Source organism: Pseudomonas moraviensis subsp. stanleyae (assembly GCF_036283065.1).
Taxonomy (GTDB): domain Bacteria; phylum Pseudomonadota; class Gammaproteobacteria; order Pseudomonadales; family Pseudomonadaceae; genus Aquipseudomonas; species Aquipseudomonas stanleyae.
The window spans coordinates 234,540-257,366 of record NZ_JAADJI010000012.1 but is presented as its reverse complement, the minus strand read 5'-3'; the positions used below and the strand labels follow the sequence as shown (position 1 = coordinate 257,366).

The following is a 22,827-nucleotide window of genomic DNA, read 5'->3' as shown; positions in this document are numbered from 1 at the left end:
AGACTCCCTCGGACATTTCGAGAGGGCAGTCTATTGGCGGTAAACCGGATGATCTATGATGCGTAGTCTTGAACTTTTGATCGAAACCCCGAACATGAGCAGCACTGATCCCTTCTCTCTGTCCTCCGACCTCATCACTGAGTTGCTGCGCAGCATGCGCCTGCGTGGAGTGCAATATCGGCGGATCCACGCCGGTCCGCCGTATGGCCTGGGTTTCAGCGACAAATCCGGCCATGCGTATTTCCACTTCGTCGCCGCTGGATCGACGCTGTTGCGGCTTGAGGACGGCACCACGTACGAATTGTCGGCGGGCAATGCGGTGTTCATTGCCCATGGAGCCGCGCACCGGTTGCTATCCCACCCGGACGCTGAAGTGCAGGACATTGACAGCGCCGTAGCCGCGCCACTCGGCGACACGGTCTGTGCGGTGCAGGTCGGGCAAAGTCCCGATTCGCCCGATAGCGCCCTGCTCTTCAGTGGCTGCATGGAGTTCGAACTCGGCAGCCTGCAAGGCCTCGGTCGGCTGATGCCGGGACTGATGCTGATTGACGCTGGAGGGCAGCGTTACCCGGGACTGATGCCGATCCTCGCGACCATGGAACGCGAAGTCAGCGCCGCGCGCATCGGCTACGCCGGCATTCTCGCGCGCCTGGCCGACGTCGTGGCGGCGATGATCGTTCGTGGCTGGGTCGAATGCGCCTGCGGCAATGCTTCCGGCCTCGTCGCGGCCCTGCGCGACCCTCGTCTGGCGAAGGCCTTGCTGGCCCTGCACCAACAACCGGGCCGCGACTGGAGCGTCGCCGAACTGGCAACGCTGTGCAACACCTCACGCTCGGTCTTCGCCGAACGCTTTCAGACCACCCTCGGCACCCCGCCGCTGCGCTACGCCACCGAACTGCGAATGCGCCTGGCCAGTCAGTGGCTGACCCTCGAAAGGCTGCCAATCGAAGAAGTGGCACAACGCTTGGGCTACACCTCCCAAGCGGCGTTCAGTCGTGCGTTCAAGCGCATAACGGGCGCCTCGCCGGGAGCGAGTCGGCGCCAGCGCTGAAGAGAAGAATCGCAGCCACAGGGCTGCCATCAATTTTTGCCACCCTCACCGCCGGATTCTGCCCAGCCCCGCACTCACCCGCCCGCGGCTAACCGGGCCTACGAGATACGGCGTTTTTGCCTACAAATCTTACAGAAGTGGCTGTCTTGCCGGCTTAAGCTGCGCAATTTATCGTTTCCCCGTCGCTGCCTGAAAGTTGAAAACGCTGGGCACATTCAACTTCATACAAACAGGTCAGACGAAAAAGGTGTTGTTGACGTATTCGTTACTCCCACCTAACCTGCTCCCATCCCGCCCAAGGCAGTACGCCGTTCTAATCATCCAGAACGCGCCAAACCCTTGGGCGTTTTTTTAGGTAAAAAACATGCCCACTGCGGTGTTAGTCGATGGCGCCTTTTTCATCAAACGCTTTCGACGAATCGAACCTCAAAATGCGTTCAACGCTGAACGCGCGGCCGACCTGGTCCATCGATGGGCAACCGCCCACCTCTTCAACAAAACCTTGTCCCGACCTACGGGAACGATTCGAGAGCTACGACAACGAGAGAGGAAAGAGCTCTACCGGATCTTCTTCTATGACTGCCCCCCACTGGACACTAAACAGCACAACCCCATAAGCAAAAAAGCTGTGGATTTTTCGAAATCCAGAGAGGCGGCATTCCGCAAGGAGCTGCATTCCAGACTGCGAAGTAAACGTAAGCTGGCGCTACGACTTGGACATTTGTCCAAGGACGTCAGATGGACGATCAAGCCCGCGAAAATCGCTGAGCTGCTGAAAGGGAAAATTCAGATGACCGACCTTATGGAGAATGACGTCAGTATCGAAACCCGGCAAAAAGGTGTCGATATGCGGATCGGCATCGATGTCGCGTCGCTGTCCTTTAAACAGCAGGTCGATCAGATAGTTTTGATAGCAGCAGACGCGGACTTTGTTCCGGCCGCAAAAATGGCAAGGCGCGAGGGCGTGGACTTCATTCTCGATCCAATGTGGCAGAGCATCCCCCGATAGCTTGATGGAGCACATAGACGGGTTGCGCTCCACATGCCCCAAGCCGCCACTTCGTGTAGATAAAGCGGCGGTTATGGAGATGCAGCACGTAGATTGAGTCATTGCCGGGAAATGCTGGTATCCCTACCAACTTCAGCCTCTAAGTTTGTCCAGCCCCGCACTCACCCGCTCGGCAGCCTGCAAATCCCCACGCGCCTCCAGTTCCTGCGCCACCTGGCGCAACTGCTCAACCGTCAGTCCCACATTCAGACTGATCTTCAAATGCGACTCCAGTTGCGACTCCACCCCAGCCAACGCCGCCAGCGCGCCTACAGTCGCCAGTTCCCGATCCGTCCATGCCAGGTTGTCGCGGGCGAAGATGTCGCCGAACAAGTGCACCTTCAAAAACTGATCGATCGCCGGGGCGAATTCGAACAGCGGCCCGGACACTGGTGCGCCGACCAGACGGGTCTGATTGTCGGTGCCGAGTTCGGTCAGCGCATACCCCGAAGGCACCGGGCCGGGCTCGCGTCCTGGTGCGTCCTCGATACCCCGCGCGGCGCGTTCCTCGACGACTTTCATCAGCAAGGACAAGGCGTTGAGGCTGCGCGGGAAGCCGGCGTAGGCATACAGTTGCACCAGAATTTCCTTGGTTTCGCTGATGCTCAGCCCAGCGTCGAGGCCGCGATTGAGTGCGTCTTGCAAACGCGGCATGTCGCCGATGGCCGTGTTAGCGGCAATCGGGGCGATCGCCAGTTGCTTAGGGGTCAAAGGCTGTTCTTTCATGATCGGTTGCTCCGGTGCTCGGGAAGGATTGGCGCAAAGAGGGTTTACGCAGATTGCGCTGGCGAGGATTGCACAGCCGAGGGCTGCGAATCGAAGGCAGCGGCGTCGAAGGAGCGTGTTGATGTTCATTCCTGGCTCTCTTGCTCACTTGTTCGCAGTGAATGTCAGGTCGCACATGACCGCAGGCGGCCAGCAACCGGCCAGCGAGCCACGCGCATTGTCGCGCAGGCTCGAGCCGCTGATTAGCTAACGAGTGCTTAATGCAGTCATGAACGCAGCTCATCAATTGCCGAGCGCGGAGTCAGGGCCAAACCCAACCTCAACAATCTGCTCGCCGTCGTCACCGTCGTGGTGAAAAAACGCGCCCCCTGTAGGAGTGAGCCTGCTCGCGATAGCAGTCTGTCAGTTGATGCAACGTTGACTGACTCACCGCCATCGCGAGCAGGCTCACTCCTACATTGGGTCCGTGGTGGGTCAGCAATCACGCGAATGTATGAAAACCCTGTGGGAGCGAGCCTGCTCGCGAAGGCGTCAGATCAGGCAAATCAGATCCGCATGCCAACCGCCGCTCACAACTTCGGCACATCGCCGGTTGCCTCGGCAATCGTCGCCAGGGTTTCCTCCATGCTGGCGATGTCTTCATGGAGCTTTTGAAACACCAGATCCATCGACTCGGGGGCGTCGACGGTCTGATGACCACGAAGCGACTCGACGCTACCGCTCTCGACGTGCTGGAGAATGTCGACACTTTCTCGCAGTGCCAACAGCTGATCAAAGATCGCGGCAATCTGCGCCTGGCTCCGAGTGCTCATCATTGCCACCCAAGCCTGGCAATGATTTCGCGCCGGTACGGCGTGTCGATCTGTGCCGGCACCTGTTCGATATAGTCGCGCGCTTGCTCGTGCGCTGCGCCGCTCAACCCGGCCAGATAAGAAACCGCGTCGTCGACATTCGGCACCAGCCCCTCGATGTTCTTGAATCTGGCGGGCAACGCCGTCCAGATCACCGCATCGAGTTGCCGAGGGATTGCCCATTCAGCGAGCACGCCCATCGGCGAGGTACCGACGGTGAAGCTGCCGATGCCATCCTCTCTGCCCTCAGGCACGCCCTCTCGAATACGCAGGAGTTCACGGGCCTGATCGAGGTCGGTCACGTCCAGTACCGACCACAATACTTTGCATGGCGGCGCGTTCGCGCTGATTGCTGTAGTCAGTTGGCCGCTATCACTGACGCGAACGAAGTCGATCGGTAGCGGCGGCCCGTCTGCGAACCATTCGCTTGCCAAGGGCAAACCATCCGGCTTCCAGATCAGCGACCCCCATCCCAGACATGCAATGACCATAATCAGACCCTTCTGAAGAGACAATGAACGCAGAGAAAAACAGGCGGCTCAGCCTTTGGTTTTGCGCGGATCGGCAGCGCGCGGGAAGGTGCGTTCTTCCTGGATCGTGCCGTCCTCTTTATGGATTTTCAGCGAAGCGGTTTTGTCTTGCAGGAATTCACTGGCGATCTGGGTGATCTCGGCTTTGGTCGATGCCGTCTTGGACGCACGCTGCGCGCCCTCTTTGACCAGTTCCCAGCGCTGCTGGTTTTTGTTGATGTGGTAGTTATCCATTCCTTCACCTCTGATTGAATGATCAAGACCGGTAATGGATTGACCCTGGCCGCTGCAGAGAGTTTGAAAGAATTGCACCCGGCCTCAGTAGGCGAACTCGTGGCCCAATTCGCTTTCCATCCACGCCAGAAAACGCCGGACCCGTGGGAAGCTCGAATGCGCCTTGGGAAACACCAGGTGGTGCGCCGCCACCGCAGCACTCAGTGATTCAGGCGCCACTTCAACCAACGTGCCCGCGGCCAGATACTTCTGCGCAAGCAATGTGCTTTCCAGCGCGAAACCCAAGCCATGACTCGCCGCTTCCAGCGACATGTACGAACGATCGAAGCTCAATGCGTAAGGGCGTTCCGGGCGCGCCAAACCATGCTGGGCAAACCATTGCGGCCATTTGAGCAGGGTCGCTTCCGACAAAATCAGGTCACATTCGAGCAGATCCGCCGCGCCGCGCACCGGTCGTTGCGCGAGCAGTTTCGGTGAGGTCAGCACGGCAAATTTTTCGTTCCTGACCGTACGCACCTCATAGCTTGGCCAGTTCGGCAGACCATGGCGGATATCGACGTCGATCTTGTCGCGACTGAAGTGCAGCGATTCATAGGAGCACGACAGATTGATCTGAATATCCGGATGACTGGCGCGAAACGCTTCCAGGCGCGGCATCAGCCAGAGCAGGCCGAAGCTGGGCGACGAGTGCAGGCGCAGGCAATCCAGGCTGACATCGCTGGCCGCGCGTTCGGTGGCGACGGCGAGACTGTGCAGAATGCCGGAGACTTCCTTGAGATATTGCTCACCCACCGGCGTCAGCGAGACACCGCGAGCGGCGCGAACAAACAATTGCCGGCCGATCATCCCTTCCAGTTTCGCCAGTTGATGGCTGACTGCCGATGGCGTCAGGTCCAATACTTCTGCCGCCCTGGCGACATTGCCGAAGCGCGCGGTTTGTTCGAAGGCCTGAATTGCTTTCAGCGGTGGCAGGATGATGGGTGCCTCAGTGTCAGGGCGCATGGAGACTCCGTTGTGATTTCTTGTGATGTACGGACCGGTTTTATTCAAACATCTGCGAGCAGGCCTGACGAGTGCTGAATTTTTTTCAGCATTGAGTGACTTTCGCGTTATTGCTCACCCTCCCCTCGGAGGACAAGCTGAGTCATCGGTTTTCACGGACCGAACCAATAACAACAATTCGAGGGCCTCCTCCATGCTTCTTCAAGACAAAGTCGCAATCATCACCGGTGCCGCATCTGCCCGAGGCATTGGCCGCGCTACCGCAACCACGTTTGCGCAACACGGCGCCCGCGTGGTGATTCTCGATCTCGATGCCTCCGCAGCACGTGATGCCGCCGCATCACTGGGCGAAGGTCATCTGGGCCTGGCGGCCAACGTGGCCGACGAAGCGCAGGTCCAGCAAGCTGTCGCCACCATCATCGAGCACTTTGGGCGCATCGATATTCTCGTCAACAACGCCGGCATCACCCAACCGCTGAAGACCCTTGATATTCGCCCTTCGGACTATGACAAGGTGCTGGACGTCAGCCTGCGCGGCACCCTGCTGATGTCGCAGGCGGTGATTCCGCTGATGCGTCAGCAGTCTTGCGGCAGCATCGTCTGCATGTCGTCGGTGTCTGCGCAACGCGGCGGCGGCATCTTCGGCGGGCCGCATTACAGCGCGGCCAAAGCCGGCGTACTGGGTCTGGGCAAGGCCATGGCGCGGGAATTGGGGCCGGACAATATCCGCGTCAACTCCATCGCACCGGGGCTGATTCACACCGACATCACCGGCGGCCTGATGGAGGACGAACGCCGTCACGCCATCATCGACGGCATCCCCCTCGGGCGCCTGGGTCAAGCGCAGGACGTCGCCAACGCCGCGCTGTTTCTGGCCAGCGACCTGTCCGCTTATCTGACCGGCATCACCCTCGATGTGAACGGCGGCATGCTGATTCACTGAGTAACTCTGGGCGGGCCCGCGTGGCCCGTGCGGTTCTGGATCGATGACGCAGCCGGGCCTGATGGCCTGGCGGTCAATAAAAACAAGAGATCAGACCATCATGACTACCCTGTCGCTCGAAGCGGTTTCGACCGTGCGTTCTTCTGCCTATCGCAAAACGGCGTGGCGCCTGATGCCGTTCCTGATGCTGTGCTACCTGTGCGCCTATCTGGATCGGGTCAACGTCGGTTTCGCCAAACTGCAAATGATGAACGATCTAGCCCTCAGCGAGACCGTCTACGGACTGGGCGCCGGCGTGTTCTTCATCGGCTATTTCCTCTGCGAAGTGCCCAGCAACATCATCCTGCACAAGGTCGGCGCGCGGGTGTGGATTGCGCGGATCATGATCACCTGGGGCATCGTCTCGGCGCTGTTCGCCTTCGTCGAAACCGCGTGGCAGTTCTATGCCCTGCGTTTTCTGCTGGGGATTGCCGAAGCCGGTCTGGCGCCGGGCCTGTTGCTCTACCTGACGTACTGGTTTCCGTCCTATCGGCGGGCGCGCATGACGGTGTTGTGGTTCATCGCCATTCCGCTGTCTGGCATGGTCGGTGGCCCGCTCTCCGGCTGGATCATGAACCACTTTGCCGGGGTGCATGGCTGGGCCGGCTGGCAATGGATGTTCGTTCTCGAGGCGGTGCCCACGGTGGTCGTCGGCCTGCTGGTGCTGAGCTATCTGAAAGATGGCGTGCATCAGGCGACGTGGCTCAATGACGAAGAAAAAGCCCTGATCACTCGCGAGCTGGCCGAAGACGACCAGCAAAAAGTCACCCACGCCTCGATCGGCGAGTTCATTCGCGACCGGCGTTTGTGGTTGCTGGCGGCGATCTACTTCTGTGTGGTGATGGGGCAATACGCGATCACCTTCTGGCTGCCGACACTGGTGCGCAATGCCGGGGTTTCCGATCCGCTGCACATCGGTTTCCTGACCAGCCTGCCGTATCTGTGCGCCATCGCCGCCATGCTCCTGGTCGGGCGCAGTGGCGACAAACATCGCGAGCGTCGCTGGCACCTGATCGTGCCGATGATCGCCGGTGCAATAGGTTTGAGTCTCGCGGCGCTGATGGGCGGCAATTCGACCTTGTCGATCCTCAGCCTGTGCCTCGCCGCCTCCGGGATTTTGTCCGCCACCTCGTTGTTCTGGATGCTGCCGACCACGCTGCTCGGCGGGGTGTCTGCGGCTGCCGGCATCGCCGCGGTCAACAGCTTCGCCAACCTCGCCGGCTTCTGCTCGCCTTATCTGATCGGCTGGATCACCACCCTGACCGGCTCCAGCGCCATTGGCATGTACCTGATCACCGGCGTGCTGTTCCTCGGCGCCAGTCTGGTCCTGCGCATTCCCGCCGCTTTGGTCAATCGTTGAGTTAACGGAGTTTCATCATGACGACTAATCTTTCACACGCTGTATCGCCGAGCCTGACGGAGCGCGCGCACAATATTCGCCGCCACGCGCTGCGTATGGGTCAGGTTCAGGGTCAGGGCTACGTCGGTCAGGCCCTTGGCGCGGCTGATCTGCTGGCGGTTTCCTACTTTCATGCGATGAACCATCGCCCGGCAGATCCGGACTGGGAGCAGCGCGATCGCTTCTATCTCTCCATCGGTCATTACGCCATTGCGCTGTACGCGACGCTGATCGAAGCCGAGATCATCCCCCTCGACGAGCTGGAAACCTACGGCTCGGATGACAGCCGCCTGCCGATGTCGGGCATGGCCGCTTATACGCCGGGCATGGAAATCACCGGCGGCTCGCTGGGTCAGGGCCTGGGCATCGCGGTCGGCGCTTGCCTCGGCCTCAAGCGCAAAGGCTCGTCCTCGTTCGTCTACAACCTGCTGTCCGATGGTGAGCTGAATGAAGGCTCGACTTGGGAAGCAGTGATGTCGGCGTCGCACTGGAAGCTCGACAACCTGATCGCCATCGTCGACGTGAACAACCAGCAAGCCGACGGTTACTCCAGCGAGATTCTCTCGTTCGAACCCATCGTCGATCGCTGGCAAGCCTTTGGCTGGTTTACACAGCGCGTCGACGGCAATGATCTCGATGCACTGGTCGCTGCTTTCGATGCCGCGCGCCAGCATCCAGGTACTCAACCCCGCGTGATCATCTGCGATACGAAAATGGGCAAAGGCGTGCCGTTTCTGGAGAACCGGGAAAAGAATCACTTCATTCGCGTCGAAGAACACGAATGGGACCAGGCACTGAGCAACCTTGCAGAAGGAAAAGACCAATGAGCAACGCCGCCAACACTTCGACTTCGACTTCTACTGGCGAGCCGGTGAAAAAGCGCCTGACCACTTCGGCGATGATTGCCTCGATTGCCTCCGAGGGTCAGGCGACCCGCTCGGCACCGTTCGGCCACGCGCTCGCGGCTTTGGCAGAGCAGCGCGCGGACATCGTCGGGCTCTCGGCTGACCTGTCCAAGTACACCGACCTGCACATTTTCGCCAAGGCGCACCCGGAGCGTTTCTATCAAATGGGCATGGCCGAGCAGTTGCTGATGAGCGCTGCCGCCGGTATGGCGCGCGAAGGTTTCGTGCCGTTCGCCACCACCTACGCGGTGTTCGCCTCGCGCCGTGCCTACGACTTCATCTGCATGGCCATCGCCGAGGAAAATCTCAACGTCAAAATCGTCTGCGGCCTGCCCGGCCTTACCACCGGCTACGGGCCGAGCCACCAGGCCACCGATGATCTGGCGATCTTCCGCGCCATGCCCAATCTGATGATTGTCGACCCGTGCGATGCGCTGGAAATCGAACAGGTCGTGCCGGCCATCGCCGCTCACCAAGGCCCGGTCTACATGCGCTTGCTGCGCGGCAACGTGCCGTTGGTGCTCGACGAGTACGGTTATAAGTTCGAGATCGGCAAGGCCAAGACCCTGCGCACGGGTAATGATGTGCTGATCATCTCCACCGGGCTGATGACCATGCGTTCACTGGAAGCGGCCAAGCAATTGCAGGCCGACGGCATTGATGTGGCCGTGCTGCACGTGCCGACCATCAAGCCGCTGGATGAGCAAACCATTCTCGCCGAAGCGCGCAAATCCGGGCGTCTGGTGGTCACCGCGGAAAACAGCTCGATCATCGGCGGCTTGGGCGAGGCGGTTGCCGGGTTGTTGTTGCGCAACGGCGTGACGCCCACCTTCAGACAGATCGCGTTGCCCGATGCCTTCCTCGACGCCGGCGCCCTGCCGACGCTGCATGATCGCTATGGCATTTCGACGCCGGCCGTTTGCGCACAGATCAAGGCCTGGCTGTAAATTCAGCAGGAGCGGCGCTTCGATTCGAGGCGCCTGCCCATCCGAGAACAAGAGGCAGAACGTGAAAGCACATGAACTGCTTGATCCCGACTTCAAAAGTTTTCTGACTCCCGGTGCACAGGTCTGGACGTTGCAGACGTTGCCGGCGATTCGTGAGCGTGTTCACGCAACATTCAAATCCCGAGAACACGCGCGCAGTGAAACCCTATGGACAAAGGCCCACGACGGTGAGGATTTGCGCCTGTGTCTTTACCGGCCCGCCGCTGCAGCACCGGACGGTAACTTTGCGCTGATCCTGTACCTGCACGGTGGAGGTTTCGTCCTGGGTTGCCCCGAGATGGCCGATGACTATCTGGCCGATCTCGCAGAAGAACTTCAGGCAATCATCGTCGCCGTCGATTATCGCCTTGCTCCGGAATACCCCTTCCCTATTCCTCTCGAAGATTGCTACACCGCGCTGGGCTGGGTCTTCGCTCAACAGCGAACGCTGAATATCGACACCGACAAAGTGATCGTCATGGGGCACAGTGCTGGCGCCGGTCTGGCAGCGGCGCTGGCGATTCTGGCGCGGGATCGCGGCGAATATTCCATCGCCCGGCAGGTGCTGGTTTATCCGATGCTCGATTGCCGCTCGGGCAGCGCCGCCGCGCCTCAGCAAAACAATACGACAGGAATTATTGGCTGGCCGGCGCAAGCCAACCAGTTCTGCTGGCAGTGCCTGCGCGCTGACCAAGCGCTGGATGATCAGCAAATCGGCTGGTTTTCCCCGGCCCTGCAAGATGATCTGAGGGACTTGCCGAGCACGTTTCTGGCGGTCGGCGCGCTGGATCTGTTTCTTGAAGAGGACGTTGCGTTTGGCATGCGCCTGTCGCGCGCCGGGGTTGCCGTCGAACTGCACGTCTATCCCGGGGCGCCACACATGTTTGATCAGTACCCCGGTGATGTTACCGATCAGGCGGCGCTGGATATCGTTCGATCAGTTCGGCGATCGATAGCTGGCGCATGAAATGCACAAACGGCGAAAAAACCGCTGAAACGAAAAAGCGCAATTTCTTATACAAGGCTTGTCGCCATTCTTACGCTTATTGATTAATACCTTCGCCGAAAGCCTGATACGCAATGCACCGCCGGCTTCTCGGATTTCAATATTGATATGCCATCCCCGGTTACGGTTCGATTCGCGCTTTTTCTTCGGCACGTTCTGCGCATTTTGGGAATGACACATTTCGTTTCAACTAGAGATCGGTTGGATCCAACGTCCCGACAAACGGTAGCTTGCTTTTTATCCTTATCTTTCAAGTAGATGAGCGTTGGCAAATTGCCTACTTCGCGACTCGCCAAAAATCAGGCAGCCTCCTTTCCAACTCCCTATCTATGGTTTTAAAACCATCCGTGGACGTCCGCCCAGCCAATTACAGGGAGTAGTAATGGACAACATCGTCATTGCCGACAAAGCCAATTCTCAGCTCACTGCCCAGAACTGGGGCAATGTTCAGCTCAACCAGCCGTCAGTTGTACAAATGCCGGTCCGTCCCGACCAACTGGCGTCGACCAGTCGCAGCGGTCAGGATTTGATTGTCAATCTGAAGTCTGGCGAGCAAATCAAAATCTCCAATTTCTTTGTCACCAGCCCTGACGGCGTGCCCAATGACATTGTGTTTCAGGGTGACGACGCGACCCTGTGGCAGGCCCGTTACAGCGCCGAGCCGTTCAATGGCTTTACCTTTGAAGAAATCAATTCGCTGGATGAGCTGATCGCTGGCGTCGGTGTGGTCGACGGTGCAACGCCTGCTTGGGCGATCGCCGGACTCGGACTGTTGGGCGCGGGTGGTGCGGCGGCCGCTACGGGTGGTGGCGGTGGGGGCGGCGGAGGTGGTGGTGGCGGTGGCGACGCGACGCCTCCTGCTCCTGCGACCGGGCTGTCCCTGTCCGCCGATGGCCGGGTGCTGAGTGGCTTTGGCGAGGCAGGCAGCGTCGTTCAGGTACGCGATGCGGCGGGCAATCTTCTGGGCTCCGCAACGGTCGGCGCCGATGGCAGTTTCCAGGTCGACCTGGGTACGCCGCAAAACAATGGCCAGCCGCTCGACGTGACGCTCACCGACCCTGCGGGCAATGTGTCGACGCCAGGCTCGATTACCGCGCCGGATACCACCGCGCCGGCGGCGCCAGGCAACCTCAGCGTGAGCGCCGATGGCACCCAGCTTGGCGGCACCGGTGAAGCCGGCGCGACCATTCAGGTGCGCGCCGCCGATGGAACGCTGCTCGGCAGCGCCGTTGTGGCAGCTGATGGCACCTTCAGCGCAACGCTCAGCCCTGCGCAAACCGGCGGTCAGCCGCTGACCGTGAACGCCATCGATGCCGCAGGCAACACCTCGTCCGGCGCAACGGTCAGCGCGCCGGAAATCGTCGAACCGCAGACGCCGAGCAATCTCGGTTTGAGCAGCGACGGCAGCCAACTGACCGGTACCGCTCGCGCAGGTACGACAATCGAAGTCCGCGCCGCCAACGGCGAATTGCTTGGGCGCGCCGCGGTGGCTGCTGACGGCACTTTCCTGCTGACGCTGATCCGCGCGCAGGCCAACGGCGAAGTCATCAGTATCGTCGCGGTCAACAACGCCGGGGCGCAATCGCCGGCCGTGACCTTCAATGCACCGGACATCACCGGCCCCAGTGCTGCAACGGATCTGGCCGTGAGCAGCGACGGTCTCTCGGTCACCGGCCGTGGCGAACCCGGCAGCACCGTCAGCATCACCAACGCCCAAGGCACGCTGCTCGGCACCGCGCTGGTGGCGGCCGATGGCACGTTCACCGTGCAACTCAACGCCGCGCAAATCGATGGGGAAGCGCTGAGCGTGCAGGTCACCGACGCCGCCGGCAATCCGTCGCCAGCAGCGACCGTCATCGCCGTCGACCTCGATGGCCTGACTCAACCGAGCGACATCGCGGTGAGCGTCGATGGCACCCAGTTGAGCGGACGCGGCCAACCCGGTTCGACCGTGACGGTGCGCGACGCCAACGGCAACGTGCTCGGTTCGGCCGTGGTGGCAGCGGACGGCACGTTCAGCCTGCAACTGAGCAGTCCGCAGAACAATGGCGAAACGTTGCAGATCAGTGCCAGCGACGCCGCTGGCAACAGCTCCGCACCGCTGAGCTACGTGACGCCTGACACCCAAGCCCCGGCGGCGGTGTCCGACCTCACTCTCGATGGTCAGGGACAAGCGCTGACTGGCAGGGGCGAAATCGGCGCTTCGATCACCGTGCGCGATCCGGCCGGCAACATCATCGGCACGGGCACGGTGGGCGCCGATGGCAATTTCAGCGTTCCACTCTCCCCCGCACAGACCGACGCGCAACAACTGCAAGTGATTCAGACCGACGCTGATGGCAACCCTTCGGCACCGGTCAACGTCACCGCACCCGATCTGACCACACCGGTGGCTGTGTCCGACGTGAGCATTTCCGCCAATGGCGCCGTGGTCTCCGGCGCGGGTCAGGCCGGCGCCACCGTTACCGTCACCGACGCCGCTGGCGCGGTTCTGGGAACCGCCGTGGTCGGCAGCAACGGCCGCTTCGAAATCACCCTGACTTCGCCACAAACCAATGGCCAGAACCTCAGCGTCGTGCAGACCGATGGCTCGCCCACGGGCTCCCCGCCGGTACCGGTTGAAGCGCCGGATATCCAGGCCCCCACTGCCCCTTCCAATCTGGCGCTGAATGCAGCCGGCACTGAACTGAGCGGCACCGGCGAGCCTGGTGCAACCGTATCGGTCAAGGATTCGGCCGGCAATACGCTGGGCACCGCGCTCGTCGATGGCACCGGCGCCTTCACAGTGACGCTGAACAGTCCGCAGATCGCAGGCCAGCAACTGCAGGTCAGCCAATCCGACGGCGTGAACGTTTCCCCGAACACACCACTGACGGCGGCGGACAGCACCGCGCCGCTGGCGCCTGACAATGTCGTGCTCGCCAGCAACGGCGTGACGTTGACCGGCACCGGCCAAGCCGGCAGCACCGTCACGGTCAGCGCACCGGATGGCACGGTGCTCGGCACTACAGTGGTCGCCAGCGACGGCAATTTCAGCGTCAACCTGAGCCCGGCCCAGCTCGACGGTCAGGTGCTGAGCGTCATCCAGACCGACGCGAGCGCGCTGCCCTCGCCGTCAACTCCAGTCACCGCACCGGACATCACCGCACCGCCAGCGCCGACCGCTTTGAACATCGATCCGGCGGGCGCCACGGTCACCGGCACCACGCAGCCGAATAACTCTGTTCAAGTGCTGGATGCCGACGGCAACGTCATCGGCACCGCCACCGCTGACGGCACGGGCGCTTTCACGGTCAATCTCGATACCGCCCAAACCAATGGCGAAGCCCTGCAGGTGGTTGTGTCGGACGGCACCAACAGTTCGCTTCCCGGCAGCGTCACGGCGCCGGACAGTACTCCGCCGGTGGCGGTCAGCGATCTCGCGCTCAACCCCGCCGGCACGCAAGTGTCGGGACTTGCCGAACCGGGCACGACGGTCACCGTCAGCATCGCCGGCGGCGGTCTTGCGTTGGGCAGCGCGACGGCGGGCGCGGATGGCCGCTTCGTCGTTACCCTCAATCCACCGGCCGAGCCCGGCGGCAATCTGGAGGTCATCAGCACCGACGCTGGCGGTAATGATTCGCCCGTCGTGCCGCTGGCCGGTCCGGACGGTAGCCAGGTCGCGACCCCGACCGATCTGGCCTTGAGTGCCGACGGTTTCATCCTGACCGGCGCCGGAACGCCCGGTTGCACCGTGACGGTGACCAGCAGCAGCGGCGCTGTGCTCGGCTCCGGGCTGATCAACAGTTTCGGCCGCTTCACGCTGTTGCTCAGCGCCAAACAGATCAATGCGCAAGTCCTCCAAGTGACCGCCACGAGTCCCGACGGTGACGTTTCGATTCCGGGTACGGTGACGGCGATCGATGGCACGGCGCCGGACGCTGTGACCAATCTCGTGTTGAATGCCAACGGCACGGCGCTGACCGGTCGCGGCGAGGCCGGTGCGACAGTCACTGTCACCGACGCCACGGGCACCGTGCTCGGTACGGCACTGGTCGCCAGCAACGGCACGTTCAGCCTGACGCTGACGCCGGCACAGCTCAATGGCCAGGCGCTTACCGCGATCCAGAGCGATGCCGCCGGCAACCTGTCGCAACCTGCCGGCATCATCGCCACGGATCTGCAACCGCCCGCCGCCGCTACCGGCGTCAGCATCAATGACGTCGGCACCGTGGTCAAAGGCCAGGGCGAGGCCGGCAGCACCGTGACGGTTCGCGATGCCGCCGGCAATGTATTGGCCAACGGTGTGGTCGATCAGAGCGGCAACTTCCAGGTCACCCTGCCCAATGCGCAGAACACTGGCGAGACCCTGCAGGTCAGCCTGACCGACGCCAACGGCAATACCTCGACTTCCACCGGCGTGATCACCGTCGACGGCACCCCGCCGGCCGCCGTGCAGAACCCGTTGATCAGCGCCGATGGCAGTACCCTCAGCGGCACGGGTGAGGCTGGCGCAACAGTGAATGTCACCACCGCCAGCGGCACTCTTCTCGGCAGCGCCGTGGTCAGCGCGGACGGCTCGTTCAGCGTGACTCTGGCGCCGGCACCGACCAATGGCGAGGCCTTGGCGATCAGCCAGACCGACCCTGCCGGCAATGTCTCGCCGTCGACCAGTGTCAACGCCCCCGACATCAGTCCACCGGCAGCACTGACCCAAGTCGCGGTGAATGCCGACGGCGTCACGGTCACCGGCCACGGCGAACCGGGCGCCACCGTTTCCGTGCGCAGCGCCGACGGTACCTTGCTCGGCACCGCACAAGTCGGCAGTGGCGGCGCGTTTACCGTCATCCTCAACGCGCCACAACTGAATGCCGAAGTGCTGACCGTCACGCAAGAGGATCCGCCGGGCAACGTTTCGACGGCGGTTGAAGTCATCGCCGTGGACTTGACCGCGCCGGCGATTCCGAGCGCTTTGACCCTGAACGCGGCAGGCGTGCAACTGACCGGTAACGCCGAGGCCGGCAGCACGGTGACCGTGCGCGACAGCCAGGGCAATATCCTCGGCACTACCACAGCAGCGTCGAACGGCACCTTCCAAATAACGCTCAGCAGTCCGCAAACCAACGGCCAGGCGCTGAACGTGACGGCCACCGACGCGGCGGGGAATCCGTCGGCCCCGGCCATCGTCAATGCTGCCGACAGCACTGCCCCGTTGGCGGCCAGCGATCTGGCAGTCAGCGCCAACGGTGCCACCCTGACCGGTATCGGCGAAGTCGGCGCCAGCGTGCAAGTGCGTGACGCCGGTGGTGCCTTGTTGGGTACCGCCACCGTTGGCAGCAACGGCAACTTCAGCGTCACCTTGTCCCCGGCTGCGGTAGCTGGAGCGACTCTTTCCGTGGTGCAGATCGACGCCGCCGGCAATACCGGACCGGCAAGTCCGGTGACCGCGCCGGGCAATCTGGCGGAAAGCGCACCGACCAATCTGGCCCTCAGCGCCGACGGTCTGACCCTGACCGGCTCGGCCACCGCCGGCAGCACCGTGAGTATTCGCAACGCATCAGGCGTGTTGCTCGGCACCGCGCTGGTGGCGGCGAATGGCACTTTCAGCGTCACCCTGAATGCCGCGCAGCTCAACGGCGAACAGCTGTCCGCCGTGGCGACGTCGAGCACCGGCATCAATTCGTCGCCGACTGACTACACCGCTGCCGATATCGCTGCGCCAACGCCTCTCAGTGAACTGAGCCTGGCACCAAACGGCACCGCCCTGACCGGGCGCGGTGAAGCCGGCGCCACGGTGACCGTGCTTGGCACCGGCGGAGTGCTTCTCGGCAGTGCGGTGGTGGCAGCGAATGGCACGTTCAGCGTCACCCTCAGCCCCGCACAGACTTCGGGTCAGACTCTGAGCCTGAGTCAGGCCGACGCCGCTGGCAACGAATCCAACAGCGTCAACCTGATCGCCCCGGACCTGCTCGCACCCAATGCGCCAGCGGCGCTGGTGGCAAGCGCTGACGGCACTTTGCTCTCGGGTACCGGTGAAGCCGGCACCACAGTCAACGTGTACAACGCCGCCGGTACGCTGGTGGGTACCGGCATCGTAAGCATCGATGGCACGTTTGCAGTCACCCTGACCACGCCGCAGGCCAATGGTCAGGCGCTGACCGTGTCGCTGACGGATGCGGCGGGCAACACCTCGGCAGCGACACCGTTCACGTCGGTCGACAGCACAGCGCCAGCGGCTGTTACGCAACTGAACATCGATGGCGACGGCGCAAGCTTGACCGGGCGCGGCGAACCGGGCGCGCAGGTGCGGGTCATCGACAGTGACGGCAACGTGCTCGGCACCGCCGTGGTCAGCCCGACCGGCACCTTCACCCTCACCTTGACCCCGGCATTGACCAACGCCGAAGTGATCACCGTGGTCCAGGCCGACGCGGCCGGCAACGACTCGCCTGCAGTGAACCTGACCACACCGGACTTCACTCCGCCCGATCCGCTGGCCAACGTCGACATCAACGCCTCGGGCGCGCTGGTCATCGGCACCGGCGAACCGGGCGCAACCGTGACCGTGCGCGATGCCAACGGCACCTTGCTCGGCACCAGCGTCGTGCTCGGCGACGGCACCTTCAGCGTCACCCTCAATCCGCCGCAGATCAATCAACAGATTCTCAGCGTGCAGCAGGCCGATCCACCCGGTAACGTCAGCGCGCCTGTGTCAGTCGTCGCACCGGATCTGACCCCGCCGGCGACCCCGGCCGATCTGCTACTGAATGCCGATGGCGACTCGCTCACCGGTACCGGCGAAGTCGGCGCCACTGTCCGGATAACCTCGGCCGATGGCACCGAATTGGGCACTGGCACCGTGGGCAGCGATGGACGCTTCCAGATCAGCGTGACCCCGGCGCAAATCAATGGCCAGGCGCTGTTCGTGGTGTTGGCGGATGCGGTCGGCAATGCCTCGCCTGCCGGCACGCTGACGGCTCCTGACAGCACGCCTCCTGCGGCACTGACCGATGTCGATATCGATGCCAGCGGCAGCCTGATCACCGGTTCCGGCGCGGCGGGCGCGCAAGTGATCGTCACCAACGCGCTGGGCACCATCGTCGGCACTGGCACCGTGCAGGCCGACGGCAGTTTCAGCGTCACCCTCGACCAACCGCTGCTCAATGGCGAAGCCTTGTCGGTGATCCAGCGCGATGCGGCGGGCAATCCTTCGCCGATCGTCCCCGTCACTGCACCGGATATCACCCTGCCTGCTGCGCCCGCCGGCCTCGCGCTCACTGCCGATGGCGTGACGCTGACCGGCACCGGTGAAGCCGGCGCCACCGTGCGCGTGCTCAGCGCCACTGGCACCGTACTTGGCAGCGCAACCGTCGCCGCCAATGGTTCGTTCAGCGTGACCCTCAATCCGCCGCAAGTGAACGGTGAACTGCTGAGCGTCAATCAGACCGATCTGGCGTCGAACACTTCGCCATCAGCGCCGGTGCAAGCGGGCGACAGCACCGATCCGCTGGACGTCGCCGACCTCAACGTCAGCCCGGACGGCTTGACCGTCACCGGTACCGGCGAGCCTGGGGCAACCGTCACCGTACGCGACGGCAACGTGGTGCTCGGCACCGCGACAGTGGCCGCAGATGGCAGCTTCAGCGTCAGCCTGTCCGCCGCGCAAATCGATGGCCGTGCACTTTCCGTCGTGCAGGCCGATGCGCAGAACAACCTGTCCGAGCCCGCCTTGGTCAATGCGCCGGACAGTACTGCACCGATCGCACCGACAGTCACATCGCTGACCGGCGCCGGCACCTTGCTCGCCGGTACTGCCGAAGCCGGCAGCACCGTAACGGTGTTGTCTGCCACCGGCACCGTGCTCGGCACAGCGGTGGCGCTGGGCAACGGCACCTACACGATCACGCTGAATCCGGCCCAGGCCAACGGTCAGTTGTTGTCGGTGATCGCAACGGATGAGGCGCAAAACGTATCGCCGACGCTGCTCTACCCAGCGGCTGACACCACCGCTCCGGATGCCGTCACCGGTCTGGCCATCAGCGGCGATCTGAGCCAGCTCGCCGGTCGGGGCGAAGCCGGCGCGACGGTGGAAGTGACCGACGCGCTGGGTAACGTGGTCGGCACTGGCACAGTGGCGGCCAACGGTACATTCCTGATTGATCTGGATCCGGGCATCACCGCCGGCCAGGTGCTGACGGTGAATCAGACCGACGTCGCAACCAACGTGTCCGCGGACGCCAGCCTGACTGTCCCGGCGGTTCCGGCACCGGATGCGCCGGATAATCTTGTGCTGACTGCCGATGGTGTGACCCTGACCGGTACGGCGGCGCTCGGCACCACCATCAATGTCTATGCCCCGGACAACAGTCTGATCGGCACCGGCGTCACCGGCCAGGACGGCACGTTCAGCGTGGTGCTGACGCCCGCGCAAACCAACGGCCAGAGCCTCGAAGTCACTGCCAATACTCCTTTGGGGGGCGCGTCGCTGCCGACTGAAATCACCGCTGGCGACACCTCGGCGCCGGCGCCCCTCAGCGATCTGGCAGTCAACGCCAGCGGTACGCTGGTTACCGGACGCGGCGAAGTCGGCGCAACTGTGACCATCACCGGCGCTGGCGGCGTGGTGCTGGGCAATGCGACGGTGGGCGCCAACGGCACCTTCAGCGCGCAGCTCAATGCGCCGCAGGTCAACGGCCAAGTACTCAGTGCGACACAGACCGATGCGTCCAGCAACACCTCGCCCGGCCTTAACGTAACCGCGCCAGACATCACCCCTCCGGCGGCTCCGACGGCGCTGGTGCTCAGCGGCGCCGGTCTGGTGCTCGGCGGGCTCGGTGAAGCCGGCGCCACTGTCACCGTGCGCGGTGCTGGCGGCGCGGTGCTGGGCACTGCGACGGTAGCGGGCAATGGCTCGTTCTCGGTGACCTTGTCCTCTGCACAACTCAATGGCCAACAACTGAGCGTCACGCAGAGTGATACGGCGGGCAACGTCTCGCCAGCGACCAACCTCAGCGTCGCCGATACGACAGCGCCGGCACCGCTGAGCAATGTCACCTTGAACGGCACCGGTCTGGCTGTCAGCGGCACCGGTGAAGCCGGCGCCACAGTCAGCGTGACCAACGCGGCGGGCACCGTGCTCGGCATCGCCGTGGTCAATGCCGGCGGCAATTTCACCGTGCAACTGTCCAGCGCGCAGCTCAATGGCCAGCAGCTAATCGTTCAGCAGGCAGACCCGGCGGGCAATCTGTCGCCGGTATTCAACCTGACGGCCACTGACGTGCAGGCACCGGTCGCGGCCAGCGGTCTGACGCTCGCTGCGAACGGTCTGACTTTGAGCGGTACGGGTGAAGCCGGTGCAACTGTCAACGTCTACGGCCCGGGCGGCGCGCTGATCGGCACCTCCACGGTGGGCAGCGGCGGCACGTTCAGCTTCAACCTGAACACCGCGCAACTGGATGGGCAGTTGTTGACCGTGCGTCTGGTCGACCCGGCCGGCAATCTGTCGCCCAACGCCAGTCTGACCGCACCAGACGTCACCGCCCCCGGCGCGCCAACCGGCGTCAGCGTCAACGGCAGCGGCACCTTGCTCACTGGCGTCGGCGTGCCCGGTTCGACCATCAGCGTACGAGGCGCCGGCGGTGTGGTGCTCGGCACCGCGACCGTCGCCGCCAACGGCAGCTTCTCGGTGGTGCTGGCCTCGGCGCAGATCAACAGCCAGGTGCTCAGCGTCACCCAGGCCGATCCGAGCGGAAACGTATCGGTCGCGGCAACCGCAACGGCGCCAGACCTCACGCCTCCGGCGGCGGCCACGGCGTTGCTGGTCGGTGCCGACGGCCTGACCGTCACCGGTACCGGTGAGGCCGGCGCCACCGTCACCATCAAGTCGGCCACCGGCAGCGTTCTGGGCACCGGCACGGTCAACAACCTAGGCGTGTTCACCGTCACCCTGAGCAGTGCGCAGATCAATGGCGAAAAACTCACCATCAACCTCAGCGACGCACGTGGCAACGTTTCGGTCGCCGCCAACGTCACCGCGCCGGACGTTGACGTCAACGCGCCGGTGGTCGCCAGCGATAACCTCGCCGTCGGCACCGTCACCCTGGCCCCGGTCACCGCATCGCAGACCTTCAACGATTCGTTCACCACGTTGCTGGCCGGGTTCTCGAAAACCTTCACCTTTACCGTGGCCGGCGGTACCCGTCTTGATCCGACCCTGACGCTGACTACCAGCAGCCTGATTTCGCTGATCGATGGCGTGGTCTACACCCTGCAGGTGAAGGATGCCAGCGGCAATTGGGTCACCCTGGATGTCAACGGCGCCAGCGGCTTGCTCGATCTGATTGCCTTGGCCGGCCAAGGCGTGCGGGTCGACATCGGTAACCTGCTGTCAGGCGATTACCGACTGACCGTGTCGAGCACCGGCATTGGCGTGCTGACCACGGTCAATACCCAGCTGCAACTGGACGTCAGCAGCCTGAGCCAGTTCAACGGCATTGCCGGGCCAGCGGTGACCGGCAACGTCATCACCAACGTCGGCGTCGATGGCACGGCCGATCAAACCGGTCCGGACAACGGCGCGCAATTGCAGATTTTCAAGAACGGCGCCTGGGTCAGCGCCGGTGCCGGCACCACCGTGCAAGGGCTGTACGGCACGCTGACCATCGACGCCAACGGTAATTACAGCTACAAGCCGAACGGCAGCGTGGGCAGCGTCGGCAAGGTCGACGTGTTCAACTATCAACTGGTGCACCCGAACGGCTTGAGCGACACCGCCAATCTGTACGTGCGCATCGACAGCCCGCAAGCCAGCGAAGTGTGGAACGACGCCAACCTTGGCAGCCCGGCGCTGCTGGTGGATGCCACGCCGGACATCGCCTCGACCGACGTCACTCTGGTCAATCGCGAAGTCACCACCAACTCCGCCCTCGGCACGTTCAATGTGCTGCTGGGCGGCGGCAGCGGTAACTACAACACCGTGGTTGCGGCCGATACCGTCAGTGACCTGACCGTGGTGGTCAACTCGAGCAACCTGTTGGCCCTGCTCGGTTCGATGACGGTGGGCCTGTACAAACTCAACACGGCGACCAACCAGTACGTGCTGGTGAAAAGCTACGGCGGCAACGCCCTGCTCAATCTCGGCGGTGGCAATTACGGGATCAGGTTCGACGACCAGACCGCCGGCAGCTATCAGGTACGAGTAGCGGTGGGCGGCCTCGGCCTGCTGACCAGCGTCAACACCAGCCTGATCAACGTCGCGACCTACAACAACCAGTTCGTGGTCGGCAGCTACACACCGGTGTCAGGCAACCTGCTCACCGACACCGCAGGCGGCGGCGCCGATGTGTTGGGCTCGGTGTACACCTTGCTCAGCGTGTTGGTTGCTGGCAGCTATGTAGCGCCGGGTTACAACGGCGTCTCGCTGGTCGGCAACTACGGCACCCTGCTGGTGCAGGCCAACGGCAACTACACCTACACGCTCAAGGCCGGGCTGACCGATGCAGTGATCGGTCAGGAAGACATATTCACCTATCAACTGACCCACCCCAACGGCACCGTCGATACCGCAACGCTGACCATCGACCTGAACAAGGCCGGCGCTTTCGCCAGTACCGCGTTCTCGGCGCTGGCCAGCGATGACCTGGGTCTGGCACACGCCGCTGGGAGTGAGCTGATCCAGGGCACCGAGGGCAACGACACCCTCGACGGCTCGCATGGCGGCGCCGTCACCCTGCAGGGTGGCGGTGGCGACGACACGCTGATCATCGCCGACCAGCAGTTCGCTTCGGTGGATGGCGGCAGCGGCACCGACACCCTGCTCTGGGCCGGTGGCGACGTGTCTATCAACCTCGGCGATCTGCAGAGCAAGATCCACAACGTCGAAATCCTCGACCTCAACCATTCCAGTGCAGTTGCGCTGACGCTGAACCTCGGCGATCTGCTGGCGATCACGTCCTCGGACAACAACACCCTGCTGATCAAGGGTGACGACAGGGACAGCGTGCACATGACCGATGGCTGGGTCGCCGATGGCACGCAGCAGGCCGACGGCATCGACTATGTTCAATACACGGCGCAGGAGGATCCGAGCCACCACTTGTGGGTGCAGAACGGCATTCAAGTGGTTTGAA

13 protein-coding genes are annotated in these 22,827 nt (G+C 62.9%); 8 read left to right on the top strand and 5 right to left on the bottom strand.

All coding sequences use genetic code 11. The annotated features are described in order from the left end of the window. Positions 1-55 precede the first annotated feature (55 nt). Positions 56-1,051, top strand: a complete 996-nt coding sequence (locus GXB78_RS22645; protein ID WP_408005149.1) for an AraC family transcriptional regulator — start codon at positions 56-58, stop codon at positions 1,049-1,051. Between the two features lie 364 nt (positions 1,052-1,415). After that, complete coding sequence (locus tag GXB78_RS22640) at positions 1,416-2,060, top strand: NYN domain-containing protein (protein WP_329517078.1); 645 nt, start codon at positions 1,416-1,418, stop codon at positions 2,058-2,060. Positions 2,061-2,192: 132 nt separating this feature from the next. On the opposite strand, the gene GXB78_RS22635 is transcribed toward GXB78_RS22640, so the two are convergent. The 5 genes from GXB78_RS22635 to GXB78_RS22615 all read right to left on the bottom strand — a co-directional run bounded on the left by GXB78_RS22635 (position 2,193) and on the right by GXB78_RS22615 (position 5,442). Beyond that, the gene (locus GXB78_RS22635) at positions 2,193-2,954 is read right to left on the bottom strand and encodes a carboxymuconolactone decarboxylase family protein (protein ID WP_408005148.1); all 762 of its coding nucleotides are present in this window, start codon (positions 2,952-2,954) and stop codon (positions 2,193-2,195) included. A 440-nt stretch (positions 2,955-3,394) separates the two neighbouring features. After that, entirely contained in the window at positions 3,395-3,637 is a 243-nt protein-coding gene (locus GXB78_RS22630) for a hypothetical protein (protein ID WP_329517076.1), read from the bottom strand. Next, the gene (locus GXB78_RS22625) at positions 3,637-4,167 is read right to left on the bottom strand and encodes a hypothetical protein (RefSeq protein WP_329517075.1); all 531 of its coding nucleotides are present in this window, start codon (positions 4,165-4,167) and stop codon (positions 3,637-3,639) included. Before GXB78_RS22625 ends, GXB78_RS22630 begins: the two co-directional genes overlap by 1 nt. Before the next feature lie 48 nt (positions 4,168-4,215). Beyond that, a complete protein-coding gene (locus GXB78_RS22620) occupies positions 4,216-4,440 on the bottom strand; it encodes a DUF2188 domain-containing protein (protein ID WP_253501027.1) in 225 nt (74 codons plus the stop codon). Positions 4,441-4,524: 84 nt separating this feature from the next. Further along, positions 4,525-5,442 carry a LysR substrate-binding domain-containing protein gene (locus GXB78_RS22615; protein ID WP_329517074.1) on the bottom strand — a complete coding sequence of 306 codons (918 nt, stop codon included), beginning with the start codon at positions 5,440-5,442 and terminating at the stop codon, positions 4,525-4,527. A 193-nt stretch (positions 5,443-5,635) separates the two neighbouring features. Between GXB78_RS22615 and GXB78_RS22610 the strand changes: the two genes are divergently transcribed. The 6 genes from GXB78_RS22610 to GXB78_RS22585 all read left to right on the top strand — a co-directional run bounded on the left by GXB78_RS22610 (position 5,636) and on the right by GXB78_RS22585 (position 22,826). Continuing rightward, positions 5,636-6,385, top strand: coding sequence for an SDR family NAD(P)-dependent oxidoreductase (locus GXB78_RS22610; protein ID WP_329517073.1), 750 nt, complete (start codon positions 5,636-5,638; stop codon positions 6,383-6,385). Positions 6,386-6,485: 100 nt separating this feature from the next. Further along, the gene (locus GXB78_RS22605) at positions 6,486-7,784 is read left to right on the top strand and encodes an MFS transporter (protein ID WP_329517072.1); all 1,299 of its coding nucleotides are present in this window, start codon (positions 6,486-6,488) and stop codon (positions 7,782-7,784) included. Positions 7,785-7,801: 17 nt separating this feature from the next. After that, positions 7,802-8,650: a transketolase gene (locus GXB78_RS22600; protein WP_329517071.1), complete on the top strand. Its 849-nt coding sequence runs from the start codon at positions 7,802-7,804 to the stop codon at positions 8,648-8,650. Continuing rightward, on the top strand, positions 8,647-9,675 hold the full coding sequence (locus GXB78_RS22595; protein ID WP_329517070.1) for a transketolase family protein: 1,029 nt from the start codon (positions 8,647-8,649) through the stop codon (positions 9,673-9,675). The genes GXB78_RS22600 and GXB78_RS22595 overlap by 4 nt, the downstream gene beginning before the upstream one ends. Before the next feature lie 61 nt (positions 9,676-9,736). Continuing rightward, positions 9,737-10,681: an alpha/beta hydrolase gene (locus tag GXB78_RS22590; RefSeq protein WP_329517069.1), complete on the top strand. Its 945-nt coding sequence runs from the start codon at positions 9,737-9,739 to the stop codon at positions 10,679-10,681. A gap of 421 nt (positions 10,682-11,102) precedes the next feature. Continuing rightward, complete coding sequence (locus tag GXB78_RS22585) at positions 11,103-22,826, top strand: BapA/Bap/LapF family large adhesin (RefSeq protein WP_329517068.1); 11,724 nt, start codon at positions 11,103-11,105, stop codon at positions 22,824-22,826. Position 22,827 lies beyond the last annotated feature (1 nt).

Coding starts and splice junctions, on each gene's coding strand:
- GXB78_RS22645 (WP_408005149.1), top strand. CDS start 56: ATGATGCGTAGTCTTGAACTTTTGATCGAAACCCCGAACATGAGCAGC.
- GXB78_RS22640 (WP_329517078.1), top strand. CDS start 1,416: ATGCCCACTGCGGTGTTAGTCGATGGCGCCTTTTTCATCAAACGCTTT.
- GXB78_RS22635 (WP_408005148.1), bottom strand. CDS start 2,954: ATGAACATCAACACGCTCCTTCGACGCCGCTGCCTTCGATTCGCAGCC.
- GXB78_RS22630 (WP_329517076.1), bottom strand. CDS start 3,637: ATGAGCACTCGGAGCCAGGCGCAGATTGCCGCGATCTTTGATCAGCTG.
- GXB78_RS22625 (WP_329517075.1), bottom strand. CDS start 4,167: ATGGTCATTGCATGTCTGGGATGGGGGTCGCTGATCTGGAAGCCGGAT.
- GXB78_RS22620 (WP_253501027.1), bottom strand. CDS start 4,440: ATGGATAACTACCACATCAACAAAAACCAGCAGCGCTGGGAACTGGTC.
- GXB78_RS22615 (WP_329517074.1), bottom strand. CDS start 5,442: ATGCGCCCTGACACTGAGGCACCCATCATCCTGCCACCGCTGAAAGCA.
- GXB78_RS22610 (WP_329517073.1), top strand. CDS start 5,636: ATGCTTCTTCAAGACAAAGTCGCAATCATCACCGGTGCCGCATCTGCC.
- GXB78_RS22605 (WP_329517072.1), top strand. CDS start 6,486: ATGACTACCCTGTCGCTCGAAGCGGTTTCGACCGTGCGTTCTTCTGCC.
- GXB78_RS22600 (WP_329517071.1), top strand. CDS start 7,802: ATGACGACTAATCTTTCACACGCTGTATCGCCGAGCCTGACGGAGCGC.
- GXB78_RS22595 (WP_329517070.1), top strand. CDS start 8,647: ATGAGCAACGCCGCCAACACTTCGACTTCGACTTCTACTGGCGAGCCG.
- GXB78_RS22585 (WP_329517068.1), top strand. CDS start 11,103: ATGGACAACATCGTCATTGCCGACAAAGCCAATTCTCAGCTCACTGCC.